24 protein-coding genes are annotated in these 20,651 nt (G+C 67.7%); 12 read left to right on the top strand and 12 right to left on the bottom strand.

Features of this window, described 5'->3' with window-relative positions; translation table 11 throughout:
* Positions 1-54 precede the first annotated feature (54 nt).
* The 5 genes from AC07ZS_RS26930 to AC07ZS_RS26910 all read left to right on the top strand — a co-directional run bounded on the left by AC07ZS_RS26930 (position 55) and on the right by AC07ZS_RS26910 (position 4,642).
* Positions 55-924, top strand: coding sequence for a universal stress protein (locus AC07ZS_RS26930; RefSeq protein ID WP_494801522.1), 870 nt, complete (start codon positions 55-57; stop codon positions 922-924).
* An 8-nt stretch (positions 925-932) separates the two neighbouring features.
* Positions 933-1,805 (top strand): hypothetical protein, encoded by an 873-nt coding sequence (locus AC07ZS_RS26925; RefSeq protein ID WP_494801521.1) that lies wholly within the window; start codon positions 933-935, stop codon positions 1,803-1,805.
* A 48-nt stretch (positions 1,806-1,853) separates the two neighbouring features.
* Positions 1,854-2,978: an MBL fold metallo-hydrolase gene (locus AC07ZS_RS26920; protein ID WP_494801520.1), complete on the top strand. Its 1,125-nt coding sequence runs from the start codon at positions 1,854-1,856 to the stop codon at positions 2,976-2,978.
* A complete protein-coding gene (locus AC07ZS_RS26915) occupies positions 2,975-3,877 on the top strand; it encodes a delta(1)-pyrroline-2-carboxylate reductase family protein (protein WP_494801519.1) in 903 nt (300 codons plus the stop codon). The genes AC07ZS_RS26920 and AC07ZS_RS26915 overlap by 4 nt, the downstream gene beginning before the upstream one ends.
* 222 nt (positions 3,878-4,099) lie before the next feature.
* Entirely contained in the window at positions 4,100-4,642 is a 543-nt protein-coding gene (locus tag AC07ZS_RS26910; RefSeq protein ID WP_494801518.1) for a DUF4142 domain-containing protein, read from the top strand.
* Here the strand turns inward: AC07ZS_RS26910 and AC07ZS_RS26905 are convergent.
* The 5 genes from AC07ZS_RS26905 to AC07ZS_RS26885 all read right to left on the bottom strand — a co-directional run bounded on the left by AC07ZS_RS26905 (position 4,631) and on the right by AC07ZS_RS26885 (position 8,545).
* Positions 4,631-5,794 carry an alpha-hydroxy acid oxidase gene (locus AC07ZS_RS26905; RefSeq protein ID WP_494801517.1) on the bottom strand — a complete coding sequence of 388 codons (1,164 nt, stop codon included), beginning with the start codon at positions 5,792-5,794 and terminating at the stop codon, positions 4,631-4,633. The two genes, AC07ZS_RS26910 and AC07ZS_RS26905, sit on opposite strands and share 12 nt — an antisense overlap.
* Positions 5,795-5,871: 77 nt before the next feature.
* Positions 5,872-6,645, bottom strand: a complete 774-nt coding sequence (locus AC07ZS_RS26900) for an SDR family NAD(P)-dependent oxidoreductase (RefSeq protein ID WP_494801516.1) — start codon at positions 6,643-6,645, stop codon at positions 5,872-5,874.
* 25 nt (positions 6,646-6,670) lie between these two features.
* A complete protein-coding gene (locus tag AC07ZS_RS26895; RefSeq protein ID WP_494801515.1) occupies positions 6,671-7,642 on the bottom strand; it encodes a Bug family tripartite tricarboxylate transporter substrate binding protein in 972 nt (323 codons plus the stop codon).
* Positions 7,643-7,676: 34 nt separating this feature from the next.
* Positions 7,677-8,150 carry a RidA family protein gene (locus AC07ZS_RS26890; protein ID WP_291115818.1) on the bottom strand — a complete coding sequence of 158 codons (474 nt, stop codon included), beginning with the start codon at positions 8,148-8,150 and terminating at the stop codon, positions 7,677-7,679.
* Positions 8,151-8,155: 5 nt separating this feature from the next.
* Positions 8,156-8,545 (bottom strand): RidA family protein, encoded by a 390-nt coding sequence (locus AC07ZS_RS26885; RefSeq protein WP_291115815.1) that lies wholly within the window; start codon positions 8,543-8,545, stop codon positions 8,156-8,158.
* A gap of 123 nt (positions 8,546-8,668) precedes the next feature.
* Between AC07ZS_RS26885 and AC07ZS_RS26880 the strand changes: the two genes are divergently transcribed.
* The 4 genes from AC07ZS_RS26880 (at position 8,669) to AC07ZS_RS26865 (ending at position 12,506) form a co-directional block, all read left to right on the top strand.
* Entirely contained in the window at positions 8,669-9,568 is a 900-nt protein-coding gene (locus AC07ZS_RS26880) for a LysR family transcriptional regulator (RefSeq protein WP_492441568.1), read from the top strand.
* A 136-nt stretch (positions 9,569-9,704) separates the two neighbouring features.
* Positions 9,705-10,583 carry a polysaccharide deacetylase family protein gene (locus tag AC07ZS_RS26875; RefSeq protein ID WP_494801514.1) on the top strand — a complete coding sequence of 293 codons (879 nt, stop codon included), beginning with the start codon at positions 9,705-9,707 and terminating at the stop codon, positions 10,581-10,583.
* 40 nt (positions 10,584-10,623) lie between these two features.
* The gene (locus AC07ZS_RS26870) at positions 10,624-11,625 is read left to right on the top strand and encodes a Bug family tripartite tricarboxylate transporter substrate binding protein (RefSeq protein WP_494801513.1); all 1,002 of its coding nucleotides are present in this window, start codon (positions 10,624-10,626) and stop codon (positions 11,623-11,625) included.
* 23 nt (positions 11,626-11,648) lie between these two features.
* Positions 11,649-12,506, top strand: coding sequence for a fumarylacetoacetate hydrolase family protein (locus AC07ZS_RS26865; protein WP_494801512.1), 858 nt, complete (start codon positions 11,649-11,651; stop codon positions 12,504-12,506).
* 19 nt (positions 12,507-12,525) lie between these two features.
* On the opposite strand, the gene AC07ZS_RS26860 is transcribed toward AC07ZS_RS26865, so the two are convergent.
* From AC07ZS_RS26860 to AC07ZS_RS26850, 3 genes are all read right to left on the bottom strand, one after another.
* Positions 12,526-12,978, bottom strand: coding sequence for a hypothetical protein (locus tag AC07ZS_RS26860; protein WP_494801511.1), 453 nt, complete (start codon positions 12,976-12,978; stop codon positions 12,526-12,528).
* Positions 12,979-13,188: 210 nt separating this feature from the next.
* Complete coding sequence (locus AC07ZS_RS26855) at positions 13,189-13,635, bottom strand: hypothetical protein (RefSeq protein ID WP_494801510.1); 447 nt, start codon at positions 13,633-13,635, stop codon at positions 13,189-13,191.
* 133 nt (positions 13,636-13,768) lie between these two features.
* Positions 13,769-14,209 carry a MarR family winged helix-turn-helix transcriptional regulator gene (locus tag AC07ZS_RS26850; RefSeq protein ID WP_494801509.1) on the bottom strand — a complete coding sequence of 147 codons (441 nt, stop codon included), beginning with the start codon at positions 14,207-14,209 and terminating at the stop codon, positions 13,769-13,771.
* 108 nt (positions 14,210-14,317) lie between these two features.
* On the opposite strand from AC07ZS_RS26850, the gene AC07ZS_RS26845 reads away from it, so the two are divergent.
* Both AC07ZS_RS26845 and AC07ZS_RS26840 read left to right on the top strand, forming a co-directional pair.
* Positions 14,318-15,265 (top strand): amidohydrolase family protein, encoded by a 948-nt coding sequence (locus AC07ZS_RS26845; RefSeq protein ID WP_494801508.1) that lies wholly within the window; start codon positions 14,318-14,320, stop codon positions 15,263-15,265.
* 29 nt (positions 15,266-15,294) lie between these two features.
* Positions 15,295-16,296 (top strand): Bug family tripartite tricarboxylate transporter substrate binding protein, encoded by a 1,002-nt coding sequence (locus AC07ZS_RS26840; protein WP_494801507.1) that lies wholly within the window; start codon positions 15,295-15,297, stop codon positions 16,294-16,296.
* A gap of 102 nt (positions 16,297-16,398) precedes the next feature.
* Here AC07ZS_RS26840 and AC07ZS_RS26835 read toward each other — a convergent pair whose 3' ends face one another.
* Positions 16,399-16,554 (bottom strand): hypothetical protein, encoded by a 156-nt coding sequence (locus tag AC07ZS_RS26835; protein WP_494801506.1) that lies wholly within the window; start codon positions 16,552-16,554, stop codon positions 16,399-16,401.
* Positions 16,555-16,728: 174 nt separating this feature from the next.
* On the opposite strand from AC07ZS_RS26835, the gene AC07ZS_RS26830 reads away from it, so the two are divergent.
* On the top strand, positions 16,729-17,226 hold the full coding sequence (locus AC07ZS_RS26830; protein ID WP_494801505.1) for a YegJ family protein: 498 nt from the start codon (positions 16,729-16,731) through the stop codon (positions 17,224-17,226).
* 131 nt (positions 17,227-17,357) lie between these two features.
* Here the strand turns inward: AC07ZS_RS26830 and AC07ZS_RS26825 are convergent, their stop codons facing one another.
* The 3 genes from AC07ZS_RS26825 to AC07ZS_RS26815 form a co-directional block, all read right to left on the bottom strand.
* The gene (locus AC07ZS_RS26825; protein ID WP_494801504.1) at positions 17,358-17,531 is read right to left on the bottom strand and encodes a hypothetical protein; all 174 of its coding nucleotides are present in this window, start codon (positions 17,529-17,531) and stop codon (positions 17,358-17,360) included.
* A gap of 122 nt (positions 17,532-17,653) precedes the next feature.
* The gene (locus tag AC07ZS_RS26820) at positions 17,654-19,390 is read right to left on the bottom strand and encodes an autotransporter outer membrane beta-barrel domain-containing protein (protein WP_494801503.1); all 1,737 of its coding nucleotides are present in this window, start codon (positions 19,388-19,390) and stop codon (positions 17,654-17,656) included.
* A gap of 246 nt (positions 19,391-19,636) precedes the next feature.
* Positions 19,637-20,617: a Bug family tripartite tricarboxylate transporter substrate binding protein gene (locus AC07ZS_RS26815; RefSeq protein ID WP_494801502.1), complete on the bottom strand. Its 981-nt coding sequence runs from the start codon at positions 20,615-20,617 to the stop codon at positions 19,637-19,639.
* Positions 20,618-20,651: the final 34 nt, after the last annotated feature.

Raw genomic sequence — 20,651 nt, 5'->3', positions numbered from 1 at the left:
CGCCCCCACCGGCCCAGCGCCTTGGGGTTGGCCCCCGCACGTCCAGGATGTCCCATGACCTTCGATTCCATTCTCGCCCTCACCGACTTCACGACACAGTCCGAGCACGCACTGGATCGGGCCGCGCTCCTTGCCGGCCAACACAACGCCCCTCTGCGGCTCATGCACTTCGCGGAAGAACCCCACCGCTTCTTCAGCGATCCGATCGCGCGCCTGTCGCAGCGCGCGCGGCAGCTGACCCGGCGCCACGGCATCCGCGCGCACGCCCTGGAGCGCAACCCCGTGACCCTGGAGGACGTGGTGCGCGAAGGCCGCAACGCCAGCCTGCTGGTGATGGGCCCCTTGTTGCAGCGCCGCTGGAAGACCTTCTACCGGGGCACCACGCTCGACCAGTTCGTGCACGAAAGCCTTTGCCCGGTGCTGGTGGTCAAGCAGGCGGCCGAGCGCAACTACGAGCAGGTGCTGGTGGCGGTGGACCTCTCGCCGCGCTCGCGCGATCTGATCAGCTACGCCCGCCAGTTCGCCAGCCCCTCCGCGCTCCAGCTGTTCCACGCCATCGACACCATCGAGGAGTCCCGGTTGCGTTCGGCGGACGTGTCCTTCGACGCCATCCGCGCGAATCGCCTCGGCTCGCGCCAGCAGGCCAAGGACCGCCTGATCCAGCTCACGCGCACGCTGGGCCTGTCGCCCAGCGCCATGGCCTTCGACGTCGGCAACGGCGACCCCGCGTACCAGACCGCCCTGCAGCAGCAGGCCACCCGGGCCGAGCTGGTGGTGGTCGGCAAGCGCCGCGTCTCCACGCTCACGCGCTTCTTCACCGGCAGCGTGGCCCAGCGGCTGGCCAAGTGGGCCGAGAGCGACGTGCTCGTCGTGCCCTTCGACGGCATGCCCGAACCGGTGCCCGTGATGGCGAGCCAGGGATGACGACCGCCATGGACCTGACCAAACAATTCATCAAGACCAAGCAGCCCTGCGCCGACGGTTTTCGCTGGTTCCTGCGCCACCATGAGAACGGCAGCAACTACCAGGACCTGCTGGACGCCCTGGTGGACGCCGGCCGGGTGAGCGACGCCTGCTGGCTGCTCTCGCAGTTCGGCCCGACCAATGCCGTGCTGGAAGTGGACGCCGTGAACGCCGAGGCCCTGGTGTTCGCCGGCTCGCTGCTGGTGCGCGGCAACATCGAGGTCGACACCCTGATCCGCACCGGGCGGGGCATCCAGGCCGGCGGCAGCATCGTGGTCGGCCAGTCCCTGGTCTCGGGCGATGACATCAAGGCAAGCGGCACGGTGCGCAGCGACGGCTCCATGGAGGTCGCCGGCCACCTCAAGGCGGCCTGGGGCATCGAGGCGCGCGAGCACCTGCGCTGCGGCGGCGACATCCGCGCCGCCTGGGACCTGTGGTGCGGCGGCCCGCTCAACGTGACCGGCAACGCCCATGTGGGCCAGGACCTGGTCACGCAGGGGCCGATCGTGTGCGGCAAGAGCCTGGTGGTGGGCGGCCGGCTCACGGCGCGCGACAGCATCCGCGCGGGCGACGGCATCCAGGCCGGCGGCAGCATCGAGAGCGCCATGCACCTGGAAGCCGGCTGGGGCATCAAGGCCGGCCGCTCGATCCTGGCCGAAGGCACCATCCGCGCGGGCGAGAGCCTGAGCGCGCACGAGGTCATCTGCGCGGGCGCCGGCTACGGCGTGTTCGCCGGCCTGAACGTGCAGGTGGAGTCCTGGGAAAGCAGCGCGCGGGTGTGCGCCTGCACCAAACCCGCCAGCCTCATGAGCGGCTGGTGGGCCGGCGCGCGCGAGGTCTGACCACCGGGGGTGACAGCGCGGCGGGGGGCCTTCTGAAATAATCCCCGGATGCCCGAAGCCCCCACCTCCGACGGCCGCCCGGACGATCCGGCCAGCGCCCCCGACACCCCCTACGCCCTGCAGTACCCCTGCGGTGAGCCGCCCGCGCCCGGCCAGGTGCGCGAGATCGCGCCCGGCGTGCTCTGGCTGCGCATGCCGCTGCCGTTCGCGCTCAACCACATCAACCTCTGGGCCGTGGCCGACGAGGACGAGCAAGGCACGGGCTGGGCCGTCATCGACACCGGCACCAAGACGCCCGAGACGCTGGCCGCCTGGCGCCAGCTCACCGGGCCCGAAGGCCCCCTGGCCGCCACGCCCCAGGGCCCGCGCATCACGCGCGTCTTCTGCACCCACATGCACCCCGACCACGTCGGCATGGCCGGCTGGCTCACGCGCAAGTTCCAGTGCCGGCTGTGGATGACCCGGCTCGAGTACCTCACCTGCCGCACGCTGGTGGCCGACACCGGCCGCGAAGCCCCGGAAGACGCCATCCAGTTCTACCGCCAGATGGGCTGGAACGAAGAAGCGCTGGACATCTACCGCACCCGCTTCGGCGGCTACAGCAAGTACATGCACACGCTGCCCGACAGCTTCCGCCGCCTGAGCGACGGCGAGACGGTGCGCATCGGCGCCCACGACTGGCGCGTCATCATCGGCCGGGGCCATTCGCCCGAACACGCCTGCCTCGTCAGCGAGTCGCTCGGCGTGCTGGTTTCGGGCGACCAGGTGCTGCCCCGCATCTCGTCCAACGTGAGCGTGTTCCCCACCGAGCCCGATGCCGACCCGCTGGGCGACTGGATCGCCAGCATCGAGCGCCTGCGCTCCACGCTGGGCGACCACCTGCTCGTGCTGCCCGCGCACGGTGAGCCCTTCCGTGGCCTGCACGCACGGCTCGACCGCCTGGCGCAGGGCCACGAACGCGGCCTGCAGCGCCTGCGCCGCAGCCTCGCCGAATCGCCCCGGCGCACGGTGGACGTGTTCGGCGCGCTGTTCGCGCGCGCCATCGACAGCAACGGCGAGCTGCTCGGCATGGCCACCGGCGAAGGCGTGGCCCACCTCAACCACCTGCTCGCGCGCGACGAAGCCGTGCGCGAAACGGGCGCCGACGGCGTCTACCGCTACCGAATGAAGTGAGCCCCGACGCCACCGCCGCCGCGCTGCCCTACCCGGCGCTGGCCGACGAAATCGAAGCGCTGCTGCGCGACCCCTCGGTGGTCGTGCCGGCGCGCATCGTGCAGCCCCTGCCCGGCGGCGGCAGCCTGTTCGTGATGCCCGCGACCGACGCGCGCGTGGCCATCACCAAGCTCATCACCTTCGTGCCCGACAACGGCACGCGCCAGCTGCCCAGCATCCAGGGCGACATCGTGGTGTTCGACGCCGCCACCGGCCAGCGCACCGCCCTGCTCGACGGCCCCACCGTGACCGCGCGCCGCACCGCCGCCGTGTCCCTGCTGGCCGCGCGCCATCTCGCGCCCCGGCGCGACGGACCGCTGCTCATCGTGGGCGCGGGCGTGCAGGGCCGTTCGCACCTGGAGGCCTTCGCCGCCGGGCTGGGCGTGCGCGAGGTGCGCATCGCCTCGCGCCAGGCCGCGAGCGCCGACGCCCTGGTAGCCCATGCGCGCACGCTGGGCCTGGACGCGCGCCGCGTGGACAACCCCGATGCCGCGCTGGCCGACTGCCCGCTGGTGGTGAGCACCACGCCGGCGCAGCAGGTGGCGTTGCGCGGCACACCGCGCGACGACGCTTTCGTGGCCGCCGTGGGCGCCTTCACGCCGCGCATGGTGGAGTGGGCGCCCGAGGTCTGCCGCGATCTCGCCGCGCGCGGCACCCTGGTGGTGGACACACGCGACGCCGACCATGAGGCCGGCGACCTGCTGCAGGCCGGCATCGACGTCACGGCCCTGCCCACCCTGGGCGACTGGCTCGCCTCGCCCCGGCCGGTCCGCGGCCCGGTGTTCTTCAAGAGCTGCGGCTGGGGCGGCTGGGACCTGGCCGCGGCGCGGCTGGTGAGCCGCCAGCCCCCGCGTCCCTGAGCGGGGCGCGCGGCGGCGGCACCGGTGCATCGAGCGCCGCGCCCGGGTCTTCCTCGCCCGCCACCGAGTCCAGCAGCTCGCTGGGATCGGCCGGCGGGGGCGAAGGGGGCAGTCGAATGGTGCGGCTCATGGTCGTTTTGCGGGGCAAACGGCGTTCCTGCCTGGCGCAGGCACACGCCTTGCCGGTGATGGGATTCCACGGATGCAAGGAAGGAGCCCCGCATGACGCACCGAGCCAGTCCCCTGACCGCCCTGGCGTTCACCACCACCCTGCTGTGGATCACGACGGCCCTCGCGCAGCCTCTGGCGCCCATCGACAAGACCTTTCTGGAACAGGCGGCCCAGAACGGCCATGCCGAAGTGTCGGCCGGCCGCCTGGCCCTGACCAAGGCACGCAACCCCAAGGTGCGCGACTTCGCGCAGCGCATGGTCGACGAGCACACCAGGGTCGGCGAAGAGCTGCGCACGCTCGCCGCCGCCAAGCAGCAGGAACTGCCCACCGAACCGTCGATGCTGCAGAAGGGCAAGGAAATGATCATCGCCGGCCTGGGCGACGACACCTTCGACCGCCGCTACCTCAACCAGATGGGCGTGGAGGCCTACAAGAGCAACATTCCCCTGTACGAAAAAACCGCGCTCGAATCGCGCGACCCGGAGGTCAAGGCCTTCGCCTCCAAGCACCTGCCGGCGCTGCGCGAGCACCTGCAGGCCGCGCAGGACCTTAAGGTCTCGGTGGACCAGCGCGCGCCCCGTTCAGCCCCCTGACGCCGGCAGCAGCAGATCGCGGTCGAGCTGCCCGCAGTCCGTCACGCCCAGCATGGCCATGTTGCGGTCGATCTCGGCACGCAGCAGCTCGATGGCGTGCGCCACGCCGCGCTGGCCCGCCACCGCCACCGCGTGGTTGAACGGCCGGCCCACAAAGACGAAGCGCGCCCCGAGCGCGAGCGCCTTGAGCACGTCCGAACCGCGGTGGAAGCCGCCGTCCACCATCACCGGCAGGCCCGCCACGCCGTCGACGATGCGCGCCAGCACCTGCATCGGCGCCACCGCCCCGTCGAGCTGGCGCCCGCCGTGGTTGGAGACGATGACGCCGTCGGCCCCGAGCGCCTTGGCCTTCACCGCGTCGGCCACGCTGAGGATGCCCTTGATCACCAGCGGCCCGTGCCAGAAGGCGCGGATGCGCTGCACGAAGGACCAGTCCAGATGGTCGCGGTGCGAGAAGTCGCGCAGCACATTGCGCGAGAGGATGGGCGCGCCGCGCTCGGCGAACGAGTTCTCGAAATGTGGCATGCCGTGCCGCCACAGTGTCTTGGCGAAAGTGCCCAGCAGCCAGCGCGGGTGCGAGACGCCTTCCCACGCCAGGCGCAGGCTCGGCCGCAGCGGCGTCGAGAACCCGTTGCGCACGTTGTTCTCGCGGTTGGCGCTCACGGGGATGTCCACCGTGACCACCAGCGTCTCGTAGCCCGCGCTGCGCACGCGCTGCAGCAGCGCCAGGATGCGCGCCTCGTCACCCGGCAGGTAGGCCTGGAACCAGGTGCCCGGCGCGGCCTGGGCCACGTCCTCCAGCGGCGTGAGCGAGGAGCCGCTCAGGATCGCGGGGATGCCAGCCTCGCGCGCGGCCCTGGCCAGCGCGATGTCGCCCCGGTAGGCGGAGAGCGCGGCCAGCCCCATGGGCGCGATGCCGAACGGGCTGGCGTAGGGGGTGCCGAACAGCGACTGCTGCTGCGTGCGGTGCGACACGTCCACCAGCACGCGCGGCACGAAGCCATAGGCGTTCATCGCGTCCTGGTTGCGGCGCAGCGAGACGTTGTCCTCTGCCGCGCCCGCCACATAACCGTGAATGGGCCGGGGCAGGCGGCGCTGCGCGAGCGGCGCGAAGTCCTTGAGCGCGAGGATGTTCGAGAGAGCGGATGGCATGGTGAAAGCGACAGGAAGGCTCCCGCCCCGGCCATGTCGCCGGGGCGTCGGATTCAAAAAAAAGAAGAAGCCGGCGGTCAGGCGAGCGTCTGCCCGCCGTCCAGCGTGATGGTGCTGCCGGTCACGTAGGCCGAGGCATCCGAGGCCAGCCACACCGCGATGTCCTGGATTTCCTCGGGCTTGCCGATGCGGCCCAGCGGCACCTGGCGCACGAAGGCGGCGTACTTCTCGGGCACCGACATTTCGGCCTCGGTCAGCGGCGTGAGGAAACGGCCCGGCGCGAGCACGTTGACGCGAACCCCTTTCGGTGCCCACTCCATCGCCAGCGCGCGCGAGAGGTTGATGACCGCCGCCTTGGCCGCCGAGTACGGCGCGTTGCCGGCCCGGCCCCGCATGCCGGCGGTGGACGAGAGGTTGATGATGGAACCGCCGCCCTGCGCCAGCATGTGCCGGCCCACGGCGCGGCACACCTTGAAGGTGGACGAGAGGTTGGCCGAAATGACGCCGTCCCATTCCTCGTCCGTCACCTCCACGCTGGGCTTGCGCAGGCTGCCGCCGGCCGCATGGGCCAGCACGTCCACGCGGCCGAAGCGCGCCACCGCCTGTTCCACCACCGCATCGACCTGCCGCGAGTCGGTGGCGTCGGCCACGGCCACCAGGGCCTGCCGGCCGAGCGCCTCGACCTCGCGGGCCACGGCCTCCAGGTCGCTGCGCGTGCGCGCCATCAGCACCACGTCGGCCCCCGCCGCGGCAAAGCCCAGCGCGATCGCGCGGCCCAGCCCCTTGCCCGCGCCGGTGACGAGGGCGGTGCGCCCCGCCAGGCGCCCGTCGGCCTGTTGCTTCTCACTCATGCGCTGTGCTCCTGCTGCTGTTGCTTCAATCCGCCGTGATGCCGGCCGAGCGGATGATGCCACCCCACTTGGTGGCGTCGGCCTGCACGAAGGCCTTGGTGGCCGCCGCGTCCGAGGCCAGCGTGGTCAGGCCCAGCTGCGCGAGCTGCGCCGTCACCGACGGCTGGCGCAGGGCCTGCGTGAAGGCGTTCTGCAGCTGCGCCACGATCGGCGCGGGCACGCCCGCCGGGGCGAAGACCGCGTACCACACGGACGCGCCGAAATCGGCCAGGCCCGAGGCCGCCAGGGTGGGCGTGTCGGGCAGTTGCGCCACGCGCTGCGACGACGTGACCGCCAGCGCCTTCAGGGCGCCGCTGCGGATCTGCGGCAGCAACGGCGGCATGTTCTCGAACGCCAGCGTGACGCGACCGGCCAGCAGGTCCTGCATCGCGGGCGCCGTGCCTTTGTAGGGCACGTGGATCATCTCTGTGCCGGTCATGCGCTCGAACAGCTTGGCGCACAGGTGCTGGGTGGAGCCATTGCCCACCGAGGCGTACGTCACCTGGCCGGGACGCGCCTTGACGTAGGCGATGAGTTCCTGCACCGAGTTCACCGGCAGCGAAGGCGGCACCACCAGCACGTTGGGCACGGTCGCCACGCCGATGATGGGTGTGAAGTCCTTGAGCGGGTCGTAGGGCAGGTTCGGGTACAGCGCGGGCGCGGTGGCGTAACCGGGCGTGCTGCCCAGCGTGAGCGTGTAGCCGTCCGGCTTGGAGCGGGCCACGGCCGTGGTGCCGACGACACCGCTGGCGCCCGGCTTGTTGTCCACCACCATGGGCTGGCCCAGCACGCCACCGGCCTCGCGCGCCAGCAGGCGGCACAGCAGGTCGTTCGTGCCACCCGCCGCCCAGGGGCTCACCAGCGTGATGGGGCGGGAGGGAAAAGCCTCGGCAAAGGCCGGCCATGCCGACGTGAGGCTGCCGAGGCCCAGGGCTTGGATGAGATGACGTCTTTGCATGGTGGTGGTCCTTTGCGCGTAACGGGGGAGAAGGTCAGGGTTGGATTTCGAAGGTGCAGATCGTCTCGACCGGCGCCGTGTAGATCAGGTCGGGCACGCTCAGGCTGGCGCGCGCCATCGCCGCGCGCTCCGCGCCCAGCACCTCCACGAACAGGTCCGACGCGCCGTTGGAGACGTAGGGCGCGCGCTCGAAACCGGGCGCACCGTTGACGTAGATCAGCAGCTGCACGACACGCACGATCCGGTCCAGGTCGCCGAGCACCGCCTTGGCCTGGGCCAGGTGGTTGATCGCGCACAGCCGGGCCGACTGGTAGGCCTCGTCCACCGAGACCTTGTCACCCACCTTGCCCAGGTAGGGGAACTCGCCGTTGTGGTGCCCCAGGGCGCCCTGGCAAAAGAACAGGTTGCCCACCGCCACACCGGGCACCAGCGCCGGGTTGGCCTTGATGATGGGCGCATCGGGCAGCACGATACCCAGTTCCGCGAGGCGCGCTTCGATCTTGCCCATGGCCATCACTCCACTTCGGCGACGCACTCGATTTCCAGCAGGAAATCCTTGCGCGGCAGGCGGGCTTCGACGGTGGTGCGCGCCGGCCAGGTCTGCGGGTCGTTGCCGAAGAACTCGCGGTAGATCTCGTTCATCTCGTCGAAGTCGGCGCGGCGGTCCAGGAACACATTGACCTTCACCACCTGGGCCAGCGACGAGCCGGCCTCTTCCAGGATGTTCTGCAGGTTGGTCATGCACTGGCGCATCTGCGCGGTGAAGTCGCCCTTGGCCAGCTGCATCTCGCCGTGGTAGGCCGGGCAACCGGAGACGAACACGAGGTTGCCGGTGCGCACGGCGTGGGCGTGGGGCGCCTTCGTGCGGGTCACCTTGGGGCTGTAGATCACTTGTTTGGTCATGGGAACTCCTGTGTGCGGAAAAACGTTGGAAACGCAAATGTGCCTGCCGTTTGGCGTCGCAACAAACGATTTGTTTTGAACAATGAGTTGCCATTTTCGCAACACATATCCTAGAATCGCCGCATGATCCTGCAGACCTCCCTGCTGCGCTACCTCGAAGTGGCGCAAAGCGGCTCCATCCGCGCTGCCGCCGAGCGGCTCTTCGTCACGCCCTCCGCGCTCAGCCGCGAGCTGCAGAAGCTGGAGGAAGACCTGGGCGTCACCCTGTTCGAGCGGCGCGCGCGCGGCATGGTGCTGACCGCCGCCGGCAAGGTCTACCTGAACCACGTGCGCGACGCGCTCAACGGCATCGAGCGCATGCGCTCCGAGCTGGACGCGCTGCAGAACCTGCACCGCGGCCATGTGTCGCTGCTCTCGGTGGAGGGCTACGCCTCGGACTTCCTGGCCCCCGCCATCGCCCAGTTCCAGGACGCCTACCCCAACATCACCTTCTCCCTGCGCATCACCGGCACCGGTGCGGTGGAGAACGGCATCGCCAGCGGCGAGGCCGACATCGGCCTGGTCTTCAACCTGCAGCCCAAGGCCGAAATGCACTCGGCCCTGCACCTGCACGCGCCCCTGCTCGCCGTGATGGCACCGACCCACGCGCTGGCGCGGCGCAAGAGCCTCACGCTGTCGCAGATCGCCGGCCAGCGCCTGGCCCTGCCCGACAACAGCTTCGGCGTGCGCCGCCTGATCGACCTGCAGAGCCACATGTCCAAGGTCCACATCACGCCAGCGCTGGAAGCCAACTCGCTCGCGGTGCTGCGCGGCTTCGCGCGCAACGGCGGCGGCATCACCCTGCTCTCGCACATGTCCATCCGCAACGAGCTGGCCATGGAGCAGCTGGTGGGCGTGCCGCTGGACGACGCGCTGCTCTGCCAGGGCGGCATCGACGTCTGCGTGCTCTCCGAGCGCAAGCTGCCCGTGGCCTCGGCGGCCTTCCTCAAGCACCTCACCGAAGTGGGGCGCGCGGCGCTCTGAAGCGGCGCGTGAAGCGTTGCGCGCAGATCAACGCTGCGTGCAAAAGAAGTCGTTTGTGGTTGCACAGTCGACTCCGTAAGCTCGGGCTCCATCAGGCAAGGCACTGGCGCCTTGCGGTTGGAACCCGGAGCCCCGAATGCCTCAGAAACTCGACGTGCACGCCGATGCCATCGAAACCCTGCCCCCCGCCGATTTCCGCTGGCCCGGCGGCCAACGCCTCGGCATCTTCTTTCGCGTCGCGCTGGAAGGCTGGTCCGACGACCAGTGGCCGGGCTTCGGCCCCATGGGCAACCCGCTCAAGCCCGGCACGCCCGACCTGAACGCGCTCGGCTGGGTCGAGTACGGCATCCGGCGCGGCATCCACCGCATCCTCGACGTGCTGGAGCGCCAGCAGATCCAGACCAGCATGCTGGTCTGCGGCGTGCTGGCCGAGCGCTACCCGCAGACGCTGCGCCGCATCGCCGACGCCGGCCATGAAATCGTGGCGCACTCCTGGGGCATGGACGTGATCCCGGCCTACCTCGACGAAGCCGCCGAGCGCGCCAACATCCGCCGCACCACCGACCTGCTGGAAAAAGTCTGCGGCGTGCGCCCCGTGGGCTGGATCAGCCCGCGCGCCTCGCCCAGCGTGCGCACCGCGCGCCTGCTCGCCGAAGAAGGCTACGAGTGGCACGGCGACACCATGAACGACGACCTGCCCTACCTGGTGCGCTTCGACGACAAGGAGATCGCGGCCTTCCCCGGCGGCATGGAGATGAACGACACGCCGCACGCCATCCGCTACGGCAACGCGCCGCGCCAGATGCTGGAGCTGTTCGACGACTGGCTCGACTTCGTGCAGCACCACGAGCCCGGTGCGGTGCGCCTCAACCCCTCCATCCACGGCCACGTGTTCGGTCGCCTCAGCGGCATCGGCGTGTTCGAGGAACTGATCCGCCGCGCGCGCGCGCTCGACGACACCTGGATCGGCCGCCAGGGCGACGCCATCCGCCACCTGCGCCAGTCGCTGCGTTGAGCACACCCCACCACCACCCCGCCCCACCAGGAGAAGCTCCATGAACGCACACCCCTCGAATGGTCTCACCCGCCGCAGCGTCGTTGCCGGTGGCACGGCCCTGGCCGCCCTGATGGGCAGTGGCCTGGCCCGCGCCGCCGGCTATCCCGACCGCCCCATCCGCATGGTGGTGCCCTACCCGGCCGGCGGCTCCACCGACATCGTTGCCCGCCTCGTCGCCAAGCACCTGGGCGAAGTGCTCAAGGGCACCGTGGTGGTCGACAACAAGGGCGGTGCGGCCGGTGCCATCGGCGCGGCCGACGTGGCCCGCTCCGCCCCCGACGGCTACACCCTGCTCTCCAACATCGTCACCTCGGCGGTGCTCACCCCCATCACCCAGGCCAAGACGCTCACCTACGACCCGGTCGGCGCCTTCCAGCCCGTGGCCATGGTGGCCAAGCTGCCCAACGTGCTCATCGTCAACAAGGACATCCCGGCCCGCAACCTCAAGGAATTCGCCGCCTGGGCCCGCGCCAACCCCACGCGCGCCAGCTACGGCACGGGCGGCACCGGCAGCGTGATGCACCTCACCGGCGAACTGCTCAAGCGCGACGGCGACTTCGCCATGGAACACGTGCCCTACAAAGGCGCGGCCGCTGCCATCCAGGACCTCATGGGCGGCAACATCGTCGCGGTGCTGGACAACATCACCGGCGTCATCGGTCCCATCCGTTCCGGCCAGGTGCGCGCCCTGGGCGTCTCCACCGACCAGCGCTCCCCCGCCCTGCCCGACGTGCCCACCTTCGCCGAAGCGGGCGTCAAAGGCTTCTCCAATTCCAGCTGGTTCGGTGTGTTCACGCGCGCCGGCACGCCGCGCGACATCGTCGCCCAGCTCGAAAAAGCCACGCTCGAAGCCTGCGCGCGGCCCGAGGTGGTGCGCACGCTCACCGAACTCGGCGCCGTGCCCGACCCCATGGACGCCAAAGCCATGGGCGACTTCTGGAAGGCCGAATTCACCTACTGGAAGCGCGCCATCGACGCCGCCGGCGTCCCACTGAACTGACCACCCCACACAGAAGGCCTCTCTTGAAATTCGCCAGCTTCCTGCACAACGGTGTCGCCACCTACGGCGCCGTGATCGACGACCAGCACCTCGTGGACCTGCGCCCGGCCATGGGCGCGCTCGCGCCCGACCTCCAGTCCGTCATCGCACAAGACCTGCTTGAACAGGCCGCCGCCCTGGCGCGCACCCTCACCGAGCGCATCCCGCTCAATGCCGTCGAGTTCCTGCCCGTGATCGGCCGGCCGGCCAAGATCGTCTGCGTCGGCCTCAACTACGCCGACCACGTGGCCGAGACCGGCCGGCAGGTCACACAAGCGCCCACGCTGTTCCTGCGCGTGGCCAACTCGCAGGCCGGGCACGGCCAGGCCATCCTCGTGCCGCCCGAGTCCACCGCGCTCGACTTCGAGGGCGAGATCGCCGTCATCATCGGCAAGCCCGGGCGCCGCATCGCCGACAGCGCGGCCTGGGCGCACGTGGCCGGCTACGCCTGCTACAACGACGCCAGCATCCGCGACTGGCAGACCGCCACCTCGCAGTGGACCGCCGGCAAGAACTTCGCGCGCACCGGCGCCTTCGGCCCCTGGATGGTCACCGCCGACGAGATCCGCCCCGGCCAGATCATGACCCTGGTGACCCGGCTCAACGGCGTGGAAGTGCAGCGCTCCACCACCGACCTGCTGATCCACAGCATCCCTTCGCTCATCGCGCACATCAGCGCCTTCACCGAACTCGAAGCGGGCGACGTCATCGTCACCGGCACACCGGGCGGCGTGGGCTTCAAGCGCCAGCCGCCGCTCTTCATGCAGCCGGGCGATGTGGTGGAGGTGGAGGTGGATGCGCTGGGCGTGCTGCGCAACCCGATCGCGGCCGAACAGGTCTGAGCGAGCGGTGGCCTACCGGTCAGTCCAGCAGAACATACGGTGCCAATTTCCACAACCGCTCGGGCACAGGCGTGAACTGCGGCAGAGGAAGTGGCCCTGTGGGTCCAACCAGAGCGCCGCCCTCCGGCCAATCGTGGATATAGAAGGCAGCGCGAAACGTCGTCAAGTCGGTGGAGTAGGCATCCGTTGTCTCTAGTCTGCTCTCACCATCGCCGGTCAGCACAACTGGCTCCCACGCAACGGAGGTTGTTCGCAACTCGCTGAACTGAAGGAATTCGAAGACCTCGTTCGACTGCTCCACAAGTACCTCAAAGAGTGCCACGCGGCTCATCGCGCGCGTGTATTCATCGGGTAGTTCTTCGGCTCGCAGGGCAATTTCATCCAGCGTCCAAGATGTCGACCTCCCACCTTCCACAAGCTCAGTCAAAACCTCTTGAAATTCTTTGACTGCGTCGTCTATCCACTTCGACATTCGATGTGGCGTGAGGCGCGGAAGGTGTGCACCAACAACAGAGATCCTCATCTTTGCCCCTCTCGAAGTTCGGCTCCTGTGCTCAACCCGACCCTGAATCGTGCGCGGTAGCGACCGCTCCCACAGCGATCACCACCGGAAGCACCATGCCAGCGGACTCCAGGCAGACGATGAAGTCGAGCTGTCCCTGTCGTCTGCAAAAGGCCTCCTTCAGCTCTTCAACCAGCAAGATTGAGAACCACCGGTCACCCACCCCTTCACGTTGTTCGCCGCTTGCGCCCAGGGTGAATGCCGATAGTGCGTGGTGATCCGAGTCCTGGTGGCGCCGATGGAAACGAAGTCGCTGACCATGAAGTGGTTCTCCATGCCGGTGTGACGGTTCAAAAAGAGAATCTGTCCGCTGCTCTGATCGGTGGCCATCTGGGTCTGGACAATCCATTGAATCTTCACACCAGGAAAACTGTCAGGCCCATCTTTGGGGATGCACTGCCTTGCTTTCGTCGCGATTTCTTCAAAGACCACCGCCAGCGGCCTCTCTATCTCGAAATCCACCTTGCCCGCAGCCGAGCGACGGACATCTTCGGGTGAAGAGGCGCAGCCAGCGAGTGCAACCAGGACAACGAGGGCGCAAAAACGCAGGAAAACAGTTGGTGTCATAGGGCAGATGCAGGGTAGGCGGCGCATGGGTTCTGCCGCATGAGGCTGCCCGCATATGGCAGGTTGCCAACATCGTATTCGAGAACATCGGCTTGCCAAAAACCATCAACAAGGGCGCTAAGGCGCCGGGGTCTCACTCCCCGGTGATCTTGCCCAGCAGCCGGATCAACTCGGCAGTCTCGGCATCAGAGAGCGCAGCGCGCAACGCCGCCTCGTGCTCGCGCACCACGCGCGCGGCGCGGCTCCAGCACTTGCGCCCCTCGGGCGTGAGCTTCAGGTACACCGTGCGGCGGTCGTGCGCCTGGCGCGTGCGATCGATCAGGCCGCGCTCAGCCAGCTTGTCCGCCAGCGGCACCATCGACGGGTTCGTCAGCCCCACCCCCTTCGCCAGCTGCCCCTGCGGCAGCTCCACATTGCAACTCAACAGCTCCAGCACGCCGTACATGGCCGTGGTGAGCTGCAGCTTGCCCAACGCAAGATCCAGCCGGCGCAGCGCCTGGTTGTGCGCTCTTCGGAGGTGGTACCCGACATAAGCGTCGAGCGCGGGAGAGGAAGGGGGGGAGCAATCGGCCATGGACGGCCCGCAGGATAGCACGTCGCCTTGAAATCATTCTCCGTCTATTAGTTTGACATCAAACTATTCGATGACTACACTTCGGCCCAACATCAAACAGGAGACCGCATGTTCGTCGTCGACAACCACATCCACCTGGGCCAGCCGGGTGTTCACGTCTCGCAGCACATCTACAGCGAGCTGCGCAAGAACTGGAGCGACCGCGGCTTCCGGTACCACAGCACCGAGGTGAAGTCCGAGCGCCGCGACGGCGAGATGCTCGTGCACGTGATGGACGAGGTCGGCATCGACGTGTGCTGCGTGCTCGCCGGCAACTGGAACCGCGTGCTCCCGCCCGAACAGCGCCCCTACAACGTGCCCAACGAATTCGTGGCGCAACAAGTGAAGGCCTCCAAGGGCCGGCTCATCGGCATCTGCAGCGCCGACCCCATCATCGACCCCTGGGGCGCCGCCGACGAGCTCGAGCGCTGCGTGCGCGAGCACGACTTCCGCGGCATCAAGCTCTACCCCACGTATGCGCACTTCGACCCGCGCGACAAGGCCTGCGAACCGCTGTACGAAGCCGCCTCGGCGCTCGGCGTGCCGGTGCACTTCCACATGGGCTTCACGCCCGTCTGCGGCGCCGACATGAAGCTGCAGCAACCCTGGCTGCTCGACGAAGTGGGCCAGCGCTTCCCCAAGATGAAGGTGGTCATCTGCCACCTGGGCTACCCCTACGCCGCCGAAGCCATGGGCGTGGTCGCGCGCAACCCCAGCTTCCACGCCGACCTGAGCGCGCTGGGCTTCTACCATCCGCGCACCGTCTACCAGCTGATCCACGACTTCGGCTGCGTCAACCCCTGGGAGCGCCTGCTCTACGGCTCCGAGAATCCCTTCATGTGGACCTTCCACAAAACCGTGCAGAACATCAACGAACACGCCCGCGCGCTCGACATGCCCGAGATCCCGGACCACGCGCTGGAACTCATCCTTGGCGGCAACGCCACGCGCCTCTACCGCATCGACCAGAGCAAACAGCACCGCCCCGCGACGCCGCCCGCCAAGGCCGCCGCCTGATCACGACACAACACAGGAGACAAGACACCATGAAGAAGATCGCTCGCCGTTCCTTGCTGGCCGCTGCCCTGGCGCCGGCCTTCGGCACCCTCGTTGCCCCGCTGGCCCACGCGCAAGGCGCCGGCTTCCCTGCGCGCCGCATCTCCGTCGTCGTGCCCTTCCCGGCCGGCGGCCCGGCCGACATGGTCGCGCGCGTGATGCAGCCGCTGATGCAGAAAGCCCTGGGTGAAACCGTCATCGTGGAAAACTTCGCCGGCGTCGGCGGCGCCATGGGCGTGGGCAAGGTGCTGGCCGCGCCGGCCGACGGCCACACCATGCTGCTCACCACCGTGGCCGAACCCATCCTGCCGCCGCTCACCATGCCCAGCGTGCGCTACAAGCCCGACGACCTCGTGCTCGTGTCGCAGCTCTCGTACACCAACATCGCGCTGGTGGTGCGACCCAGCCTGCAGATCAACTCGGCGCAGGCCCTGCTGGACTACCTGAAGAACCCGTCCAACAAAGCCCTGACCTACGCCACGCCGGGCAGCGGCACGCTCTACCACCTCATGGGCGAGCACTTCAAGATGCTCACCGGCACCCAGCAGCTCATGCACGTGCCCTACAAGGGCCTGGCACCGGCGGTGAACGACCTCATCGGCGGCCAGGTGGACGTGGCCTTCCTGCCCATGGCCGGCAGCACCGCCAAACTGATCGAAGCCGGCACGCTGCGCGCCCTGGCCCACACGGCCGACAAGACCGTGGCCGGCCTGCCGCGCCTGAGCGAGATCGACGCCAGCCTGAAGGACTTCGTCTACACCGTGTGGACCGGCGTCTTCCTGCCACGCCAGACGCCCGCCGACGTGGTGGCGGCGACGAACAAGGCCATCGACACCGCGCTGCAAGGGCCGGAGTTCGGTGCGTACACGCGCGAAGCCGGCGGCGTGGCGCTCACGCGCGCCATGCCGCTGAAACAGGCACAGACCTTCTACAACGCCGAGGCGCAGCGGCTGCAGCGGGTGTTTCAGGCCGTCAAACTGAAGGCGGACTGAGCGCGCGAGCGGATCACAGAACAAGGGCCCCGACGGGGCCCTTGTTTTTTTCGCGCTCAAACCCCGTTCGGCTCTGCGAGTGAGGTGATGCGGGCGTCGGCATCAGCGCACTGCGTAGCTGGCCTTTCGCACGCAGGCTTGAGCCTCGGCTTTCGAGTCGAAATGGTCCACGGTGAGCGGCCCCCAAAAAGCAAGAAGCCTTGATGCGAAGAACGGCGAGGCCTGGCTCATCTGCCAGGCCACAACGACGATTCCCATGGCACCACCAACCAACTCGTTTGAATTCGTCAGATTGGACGCTTTGCAAACGGGGCCGGACCATACGTCGTGGGACATTGGGTTCGATGATCAACAATGGCATTTTGATGGCCATCGACGGCCAGAAGCGGACATCAGTACAGAGTTCGCGTCAGTATTTCATGGAGGGCAGAAATGAGACTACCGATCTTGAGGGCTGTTGCGGCTTTCTTGTGGCTCGCGATGGGTTTGTCCGTCGCGATCAACGCGCAAGCGCGTGACACAAACGAAGTCGTGCTGGTGGGAACCACCGATCCGGACATGGTCGCCGCCATTCGACATGCACGGAGCACATTGAGCGACTTCCTGGTGCTTGCCTCAGCGCCGCGTCCTGGGACGGATGGGTACAAGCTCAAGGTGATGATTCGCGACGGTGACGCGGTAGAGCATTTTTGGGTTTCTCCGTTTCGCGTCGAAGCCCAGGCATTTGCAGGCGTTCTCGCCAACGAACCCAGACTGGTCAAAAATGTCAGGGGCGGACAAATCGTCCGCTTCAAACGGGACGAAATTTCGGACTGGGGGTACGTGCAGAACGGTCGGCAAGTGGGGAGCTTCACCGTGTGTGCCATGTTCAAGAAGGTCCCGGCTGAACAAGCCGACTACTACCGCAAGAACCATGGCTTTGACTGCTAGTTGACTGCAATCGGCCAAAGCTGACATTCGCATGAGTACCCAGAAATTCTGGCGCGAAGGGCAAAGCGAACTGGAACTGAAGGAGCGTCCGCTTCGGGCCCTGAGCGGAAATTTTCACCTTTCCCGGCACCTCATTTCTTTTCTGAGTCCCTCGCGTCGCGCAGGCACTGTTGAAGCTTTTCAATGAATGCTTCGACTTCATGTTCTGCGAGGTCCAGTGGATCACCGTGAGAGCCAATTGCAACGACGCAGATGGCACTGCCGTCATACCAAGCGTCGAGCCTCTCTTGTCCTTCTGATGTCATGCGATTCCTATTTGAATCAATGCCTGCTTCTGGTCGATGACCGCCTTGCTAGCGCAGGAAGGACAAGACCCGACGCTGTGGCTTTTGACCTGCTCCGCCGTGGCTTTGGTGTGCGGCCTGCCTCAGTAGGTCTTGCTCACCATCACCGCCAAGGTATCGGCCTTGGTCTTGGTGGTGCCGGTGTAGCTGTACTGGTAGTAAAAGTCGAGCACAACGGCCTTGCGGAACTGATAGCTGCTGCCCAGCGCCAGGCGGGCGGTGTTGCTGTTGAGGCGGGTGCTGTCGATCTGGTAGACCACCCCGGGCAGTCGGTTGACAAAGCTCATCTGCGCGACGCCGGTCCTGGCGAAGTCGTGCAGGTATTCGGCGCGGAAGTAAGGCCGCGCGACGGTGCCGCTGCTCAGGAACACCGTGGTTTCGCCGCGCACGCCGAAGGCCAGGCTGGTGGTGGGAATGTGTTGCGCCGAATAGCTCAGATCGAACTGGCCGCCGCCGCTTTCGGTGGCTCCGTTCAATCGGGTCCGGGCGAGGTCCAGACGGGTGTACGGGGCAATCAACACCTTCCTGCCGCCGTACTCGAACTCGTGGTCGTAGCCACCGGCGAGCGAGGCGAACCATTGCGAGCCCGAGCGCTTGGAGGAAGCCAACAAGCCGTTCTCGGTCACGAAGCGCCGCGCATCGAAGCGCAGGCTGCCGTAGCCGAGCAGGCCGTCGATGAAGAAGCCGTCGGCCGGCTGGTAGCTGCCGTAGACGCTCAGCGAGTAGCTTTCACCCGTGTTGCGCGTGCCGTTGCCGCCGACCTTCTGGCGGTCGTGGGCAAAGCCGCTGCCCACGCCCAGCACCAGCTTGTCGCTGTAGCGCTTGTCGGCGCCAACCGTGATGCCAGCGGTGCTGAAGTGCGAATCCGTGCTGCCCTGCTTGCCGAGGTTGACAACGCCCGCGCTCCAGAGGTCGACCCCCATCCCCATCGCGTTCTGCCGCGTGCCGTTCAGCGGGATGCCGGACAGCGGCACCGAGCCGGATGTCTGCGCCACCCGCGGATCGGGTGCACCCTGCATGCCCAGGGGCAACGGGCGCGGATGGCTTCCCGCCATCGCACCACCCATGCCGGAACCGCCGTCATGGGCGAGGCCCGCACGCCCTTGCACATCACCTGGGGCGAAGGTGCCGGTTTTTTCGGTCGATGCCGGCTTGCGCCGGTGCAGGCTCTCCAGCCGGCTCTGGACGTTGACCGTCTGCGCGGCGGCAAAACGCTGCGCGGCATCGGCTTGCGCGGAGACCAGGCCGATCACCTCCGCGTTCCTGTTCGGATCGTTGCAGGTATGGGTGCCGATGGCGATGCAGCCGGGGCCGCTCATGTTCAGCGTGAAAGGCTGCGAGCCAACGGTGGGGAAGTCGAAAGCGATCAGCACGCTGTATTGCACGCCGGCTTGCAGGGTCAGGCCGATGCCGGTGAAGGTGGCGGTGCGCGGTGAGCCGGTGGCGAGCGAGGAGACCAGGAAGCGCGAATACACGGACGGCGCGCACGGCGTGATCGAAGGGGTGTACGTCCCCTGCAGGAAAAAGGTGGTGTTCAGCGTCGCCCCCGTGACCACGCTCGCCGTGTAGGTGCCGGTGGCATCCACCGTGAAGGTGTACAGCTTGTAGTTCCACGGGCCGGTGTTGCACGAGGTGAAGTTCGTGTTCTGCCCCCCTGCGATATTGGGCGTGACGGTGGTGGCCGCCGCCGCTTCCGCATGGCCGGAAATGGTCACCGAAGCAGCCATCGCCGACGCACTGAAGGCCATCCACCCCGCCCCGGCGAGCAACAGCCCGCTCCATAGACGCGCCAGGCGCCCTCCATGCTTGAGCATGTTCATGAACTCGATCCTCTTTTGTCGATGCAGCATTGCCACCCGGTCGTACAGCCCGGGGTAGCTGTTCATCGGCTGAAAATCGAGCACCTTGAATCAGGTGGCAGCAAAATACTGTATTCACATACAGTACAATGGCGCCAGGCCACACACCATGCGGCGTGTGGCACCCAGCAGTTGCTGTTGTTGTCTCCTTGCAGATCTACAGCTTGGGCCCGTCCACCTTCATGGTGGCCGGGCTTTTTCTTGTCTTCATTGAGGCTGCAATCCCGCGGCCTTCACGAGTCTGGCATGCAGGCGGCTCTCCTCCGCAATCGTCTTGCCGAACTGCTCAGGCGTGGTCGGCGCCACGTCCATGCCGGCATCGCGCAATTGGTTCCGAACTTCCTCGCTGGCCAGGATGGCGTGGATCTGGCGGTTCAGCTGCTCGACGATGGGACGCGGTGTGCGGGCCGGCGCCAGCATGCCGATCCAGGTCTGGAACTCCATGTTGGGAATGCCGGCTTCGCGCATGGTCGGCACGTCCGGGATCAGTGGCGAGCGCTGCTCGGACATGATGCCCAGTGCCACCAGCTTGCCGGCCTTCACATGCGGCAGCGCCTCAGGCAACGGCGCGAACAGAATGTCCACATTGCCGCCCAGCAGGTCATTGATCGCCAGCGCGCCCCCTTTGTAGGGAACGTGCGTCATGCGCACCTTGGTGCCGGTCTCGAACATCAGCGCCGCCAGGTGCTGCGGGCTGCCGTCGCCCGACGAGGCGTAGTTGACGGACTCGGGCTTGTCCTTGGCTGCGGCCACCACGGCACCGACCGTGGCGTATTTGCGCTGGTCCCGGACCACCAGCACCATGGCCTGGTTGGCCAGCTTGGTGATCGGCGCGAAGTCGGTCTCCGCGTCGTAGGGCATCTCCTTGAAGATGTGCTTGTTGGTGGTCAGGAACGAGGCGGGCGACGCCATCAGCATGTAACCGTCCGGCGGCGCCTTGGCCACCACGGGCAGGCCGATGCGACCGGAAGCGCCGGCCCGGTTGTCCACCACGAAGGGCTGGCCGGTGACGGCCGCCAGCTTCTGGCCCACCAGGCGGGCGATCATGTCCACGCCGCCGCCAGCCGGCAGCGCCACCATGACCTTGACGGGTCTGTCGGGGTACGCACCTTGCGCCATCACCGGTGCGGCGGTGCTCAGCAGGCCCAGCGCGCAGGCCAGGAGGGAAAGTCGGCGAATGTGGTTCATGGGGCAACTCCAGGTCAGGACAGGGTGGTGGGGG

It is taken from the genome of Hydrogenophaga sp. GW456-12-10-14-TSB4, from assembly GCF_059424305.1.
Note: the sequence above shows the minus strand (reverse complement) of the source record. Positions and strands in the feature narration are given on the sequence as shown.

Excerpts from the sequence above, each read along its gene's own strand:
- AC07ZS_RS26900 (WP_494801516.1), bottom strand. The coding sequence starts at position 6,645 with ATGAGTGAGAAGCAACAGGCCGACGGGCGCCTGGCGGGGCGCACCGCC.
- AC07ZS_RS26910 (WP_494801518.1), top strand. The coding sequence starts at position 4,100 with ATGACGCACCGAGCCAGTCCCCTGACCGCCCTGGCGTTCACCACCACC.
- AC07ZS_RS26885 (WP_291115815.1), bottom strand. The coding sequence starts at position 8,545 with ATGACCAAACAAGTGATCTACAGCCCCAAGGTGACCCGCACGAAGGCG.
- AC07ZS_RS26890 (WP_291115818.1), bottom strand. The coding sequence starts at position 8,150 with ATGGGCAAGATCGAAGCGCGCCTCGCGGAACTGGGTATCGTGCTGCCC.
- AC07ZS_RS26835 (WP_494801506.1), bottom strand. The coding sequence starts at position 16,554 with ATGGGAATCGTCGTTGTGGCCTGGCAGATGAGCCAGGCCTCGCCGTTC.
- AC07ZS_RS26825 (WP_494801504.1), bottom strand. The coding sequence starts at position 17,531 with ATGACATCAGAAGGACAAGAGAGGCTCGACGCTTGGTATGACGGCAGT.
- AC07ZS_RS26855 (WP_494801510.1), bottom strand. The coding sequence starts at position 13,635 with ATGACACCAACTGTTTTCCTGCGTTTTTGCGCCCTCGTTGTCCTGGTT.
- AC07ZS_RS26820 (WP_494801503.1), bottom strand. The coding sequence starts at position 19,390 with ATGAACATGCTCAAGCATGGAGGGCGCCTGGCGCGTCTATGGAGCGGG.
- AC07ZS_RS26905 (WP_494801517.1), bottom strand. The coding sequence starts at position 5,794 with ATGCCATCCGCTCTCTCGAACATCCTCGCGCTCAAGGACTTCGCGCCG.
- AC07ZS_RS26895 (WP_494801515.1), bottom strand. The coding sequence starts at position 7,642 with ATGCAAAGACGTCATCTCATCCAAGCCCTGGGCCTCGGCAGCCTCACG.
- AC07ZS_RS26875 (WP_494801514.1), top strand. The coding sequence starts at position 9,705 with ATGCCTCAGAAACTCGACGTGCACGCCGATGCCATCGAAACCCTGCCC.
- AC07ZS_RS26870 (WP_494801513.1), top strand. The coding sequence starts at position 10,624 with ATGAACGCACACCCCTCGAATGGTCTCACCCGCCGCAGCGTCGTTGCC.
- AC07ZS_RS26830 (WP_494801505.1), top strand. The coding sequence starts at position 16,729 with ATGAGACTACCGATCTTGAGGGCTGTTGCGGCTTTCTTGTGGCTCGCG.
- AC07ZS_RS26920 (WP_494801520.1), top strand. The coding sequence starts at position 1,854 with ATGCCCGAAGCCCCCACCTCCGACGGCCGCCCGGACGATCCGGCCAGC.
- AC07ZS_RS26840 (WP_494801507.1), top strand. The coding sequence starts at position 15,295 with ATGAAGAAGATCGCTCGCCGTTCCTTGCTGGCCGCTGCCCTGGCGCCG.
- AC07ZS_RS26860 (WP_494801511.1), bottom strand. The coding sequence starts at position 12,978 with ATGTCGAAGTGGATAGACGACGCAGTCAAAGAATTTCAAGAGGTTTTG.
- AC07ZS_RS26880 (WP_492441568.1), top strand. The coding sequence starts at position 8,669 with ATGATCCTGCAGACCTCCCTGCTGCGCTACCTCGAAGTGGCGCAAAGC.
- AC07ZS_RS26845 (WP_494801508.1), top strand. The coding sequence starts at position 14,318 with ATGTTCGTCGTCGACAACCACATCCACCTGGGCCAGCCGGGTGTTCAC.
- AC07ZS_RS26925 (WP_494801521.1), top strand. The coding sequence starts at position 933 with ATGGACCTGACCAAACAATTCATCAAGACCAAGCAGCCCTGCGCCGAC.
- AC07ZS_RS26815 (WP_494801502.1), bottom strand. The coding sequence starts at position 20,617 with ATGAACCACATTCGCCGACTTTCCCTCCTGGCCTGCGCGCTGGGCCTG.
- AC07ZS_RS26850 (WP_494801509.1), bottom strand. The coding sequence starts at position 14,209 with ATGGCCGATTGCTCCCCCCCTTCCTCTCCCGCGCTCGACGCTTATGTC.
- AC07ZS_RS26930 (WP_494801522.1), top strand. The coding sequence starts at position 55 with ATGACCTTCGATTCCATTCTCGCCCTCACCGACTTCACGACACAGTCC.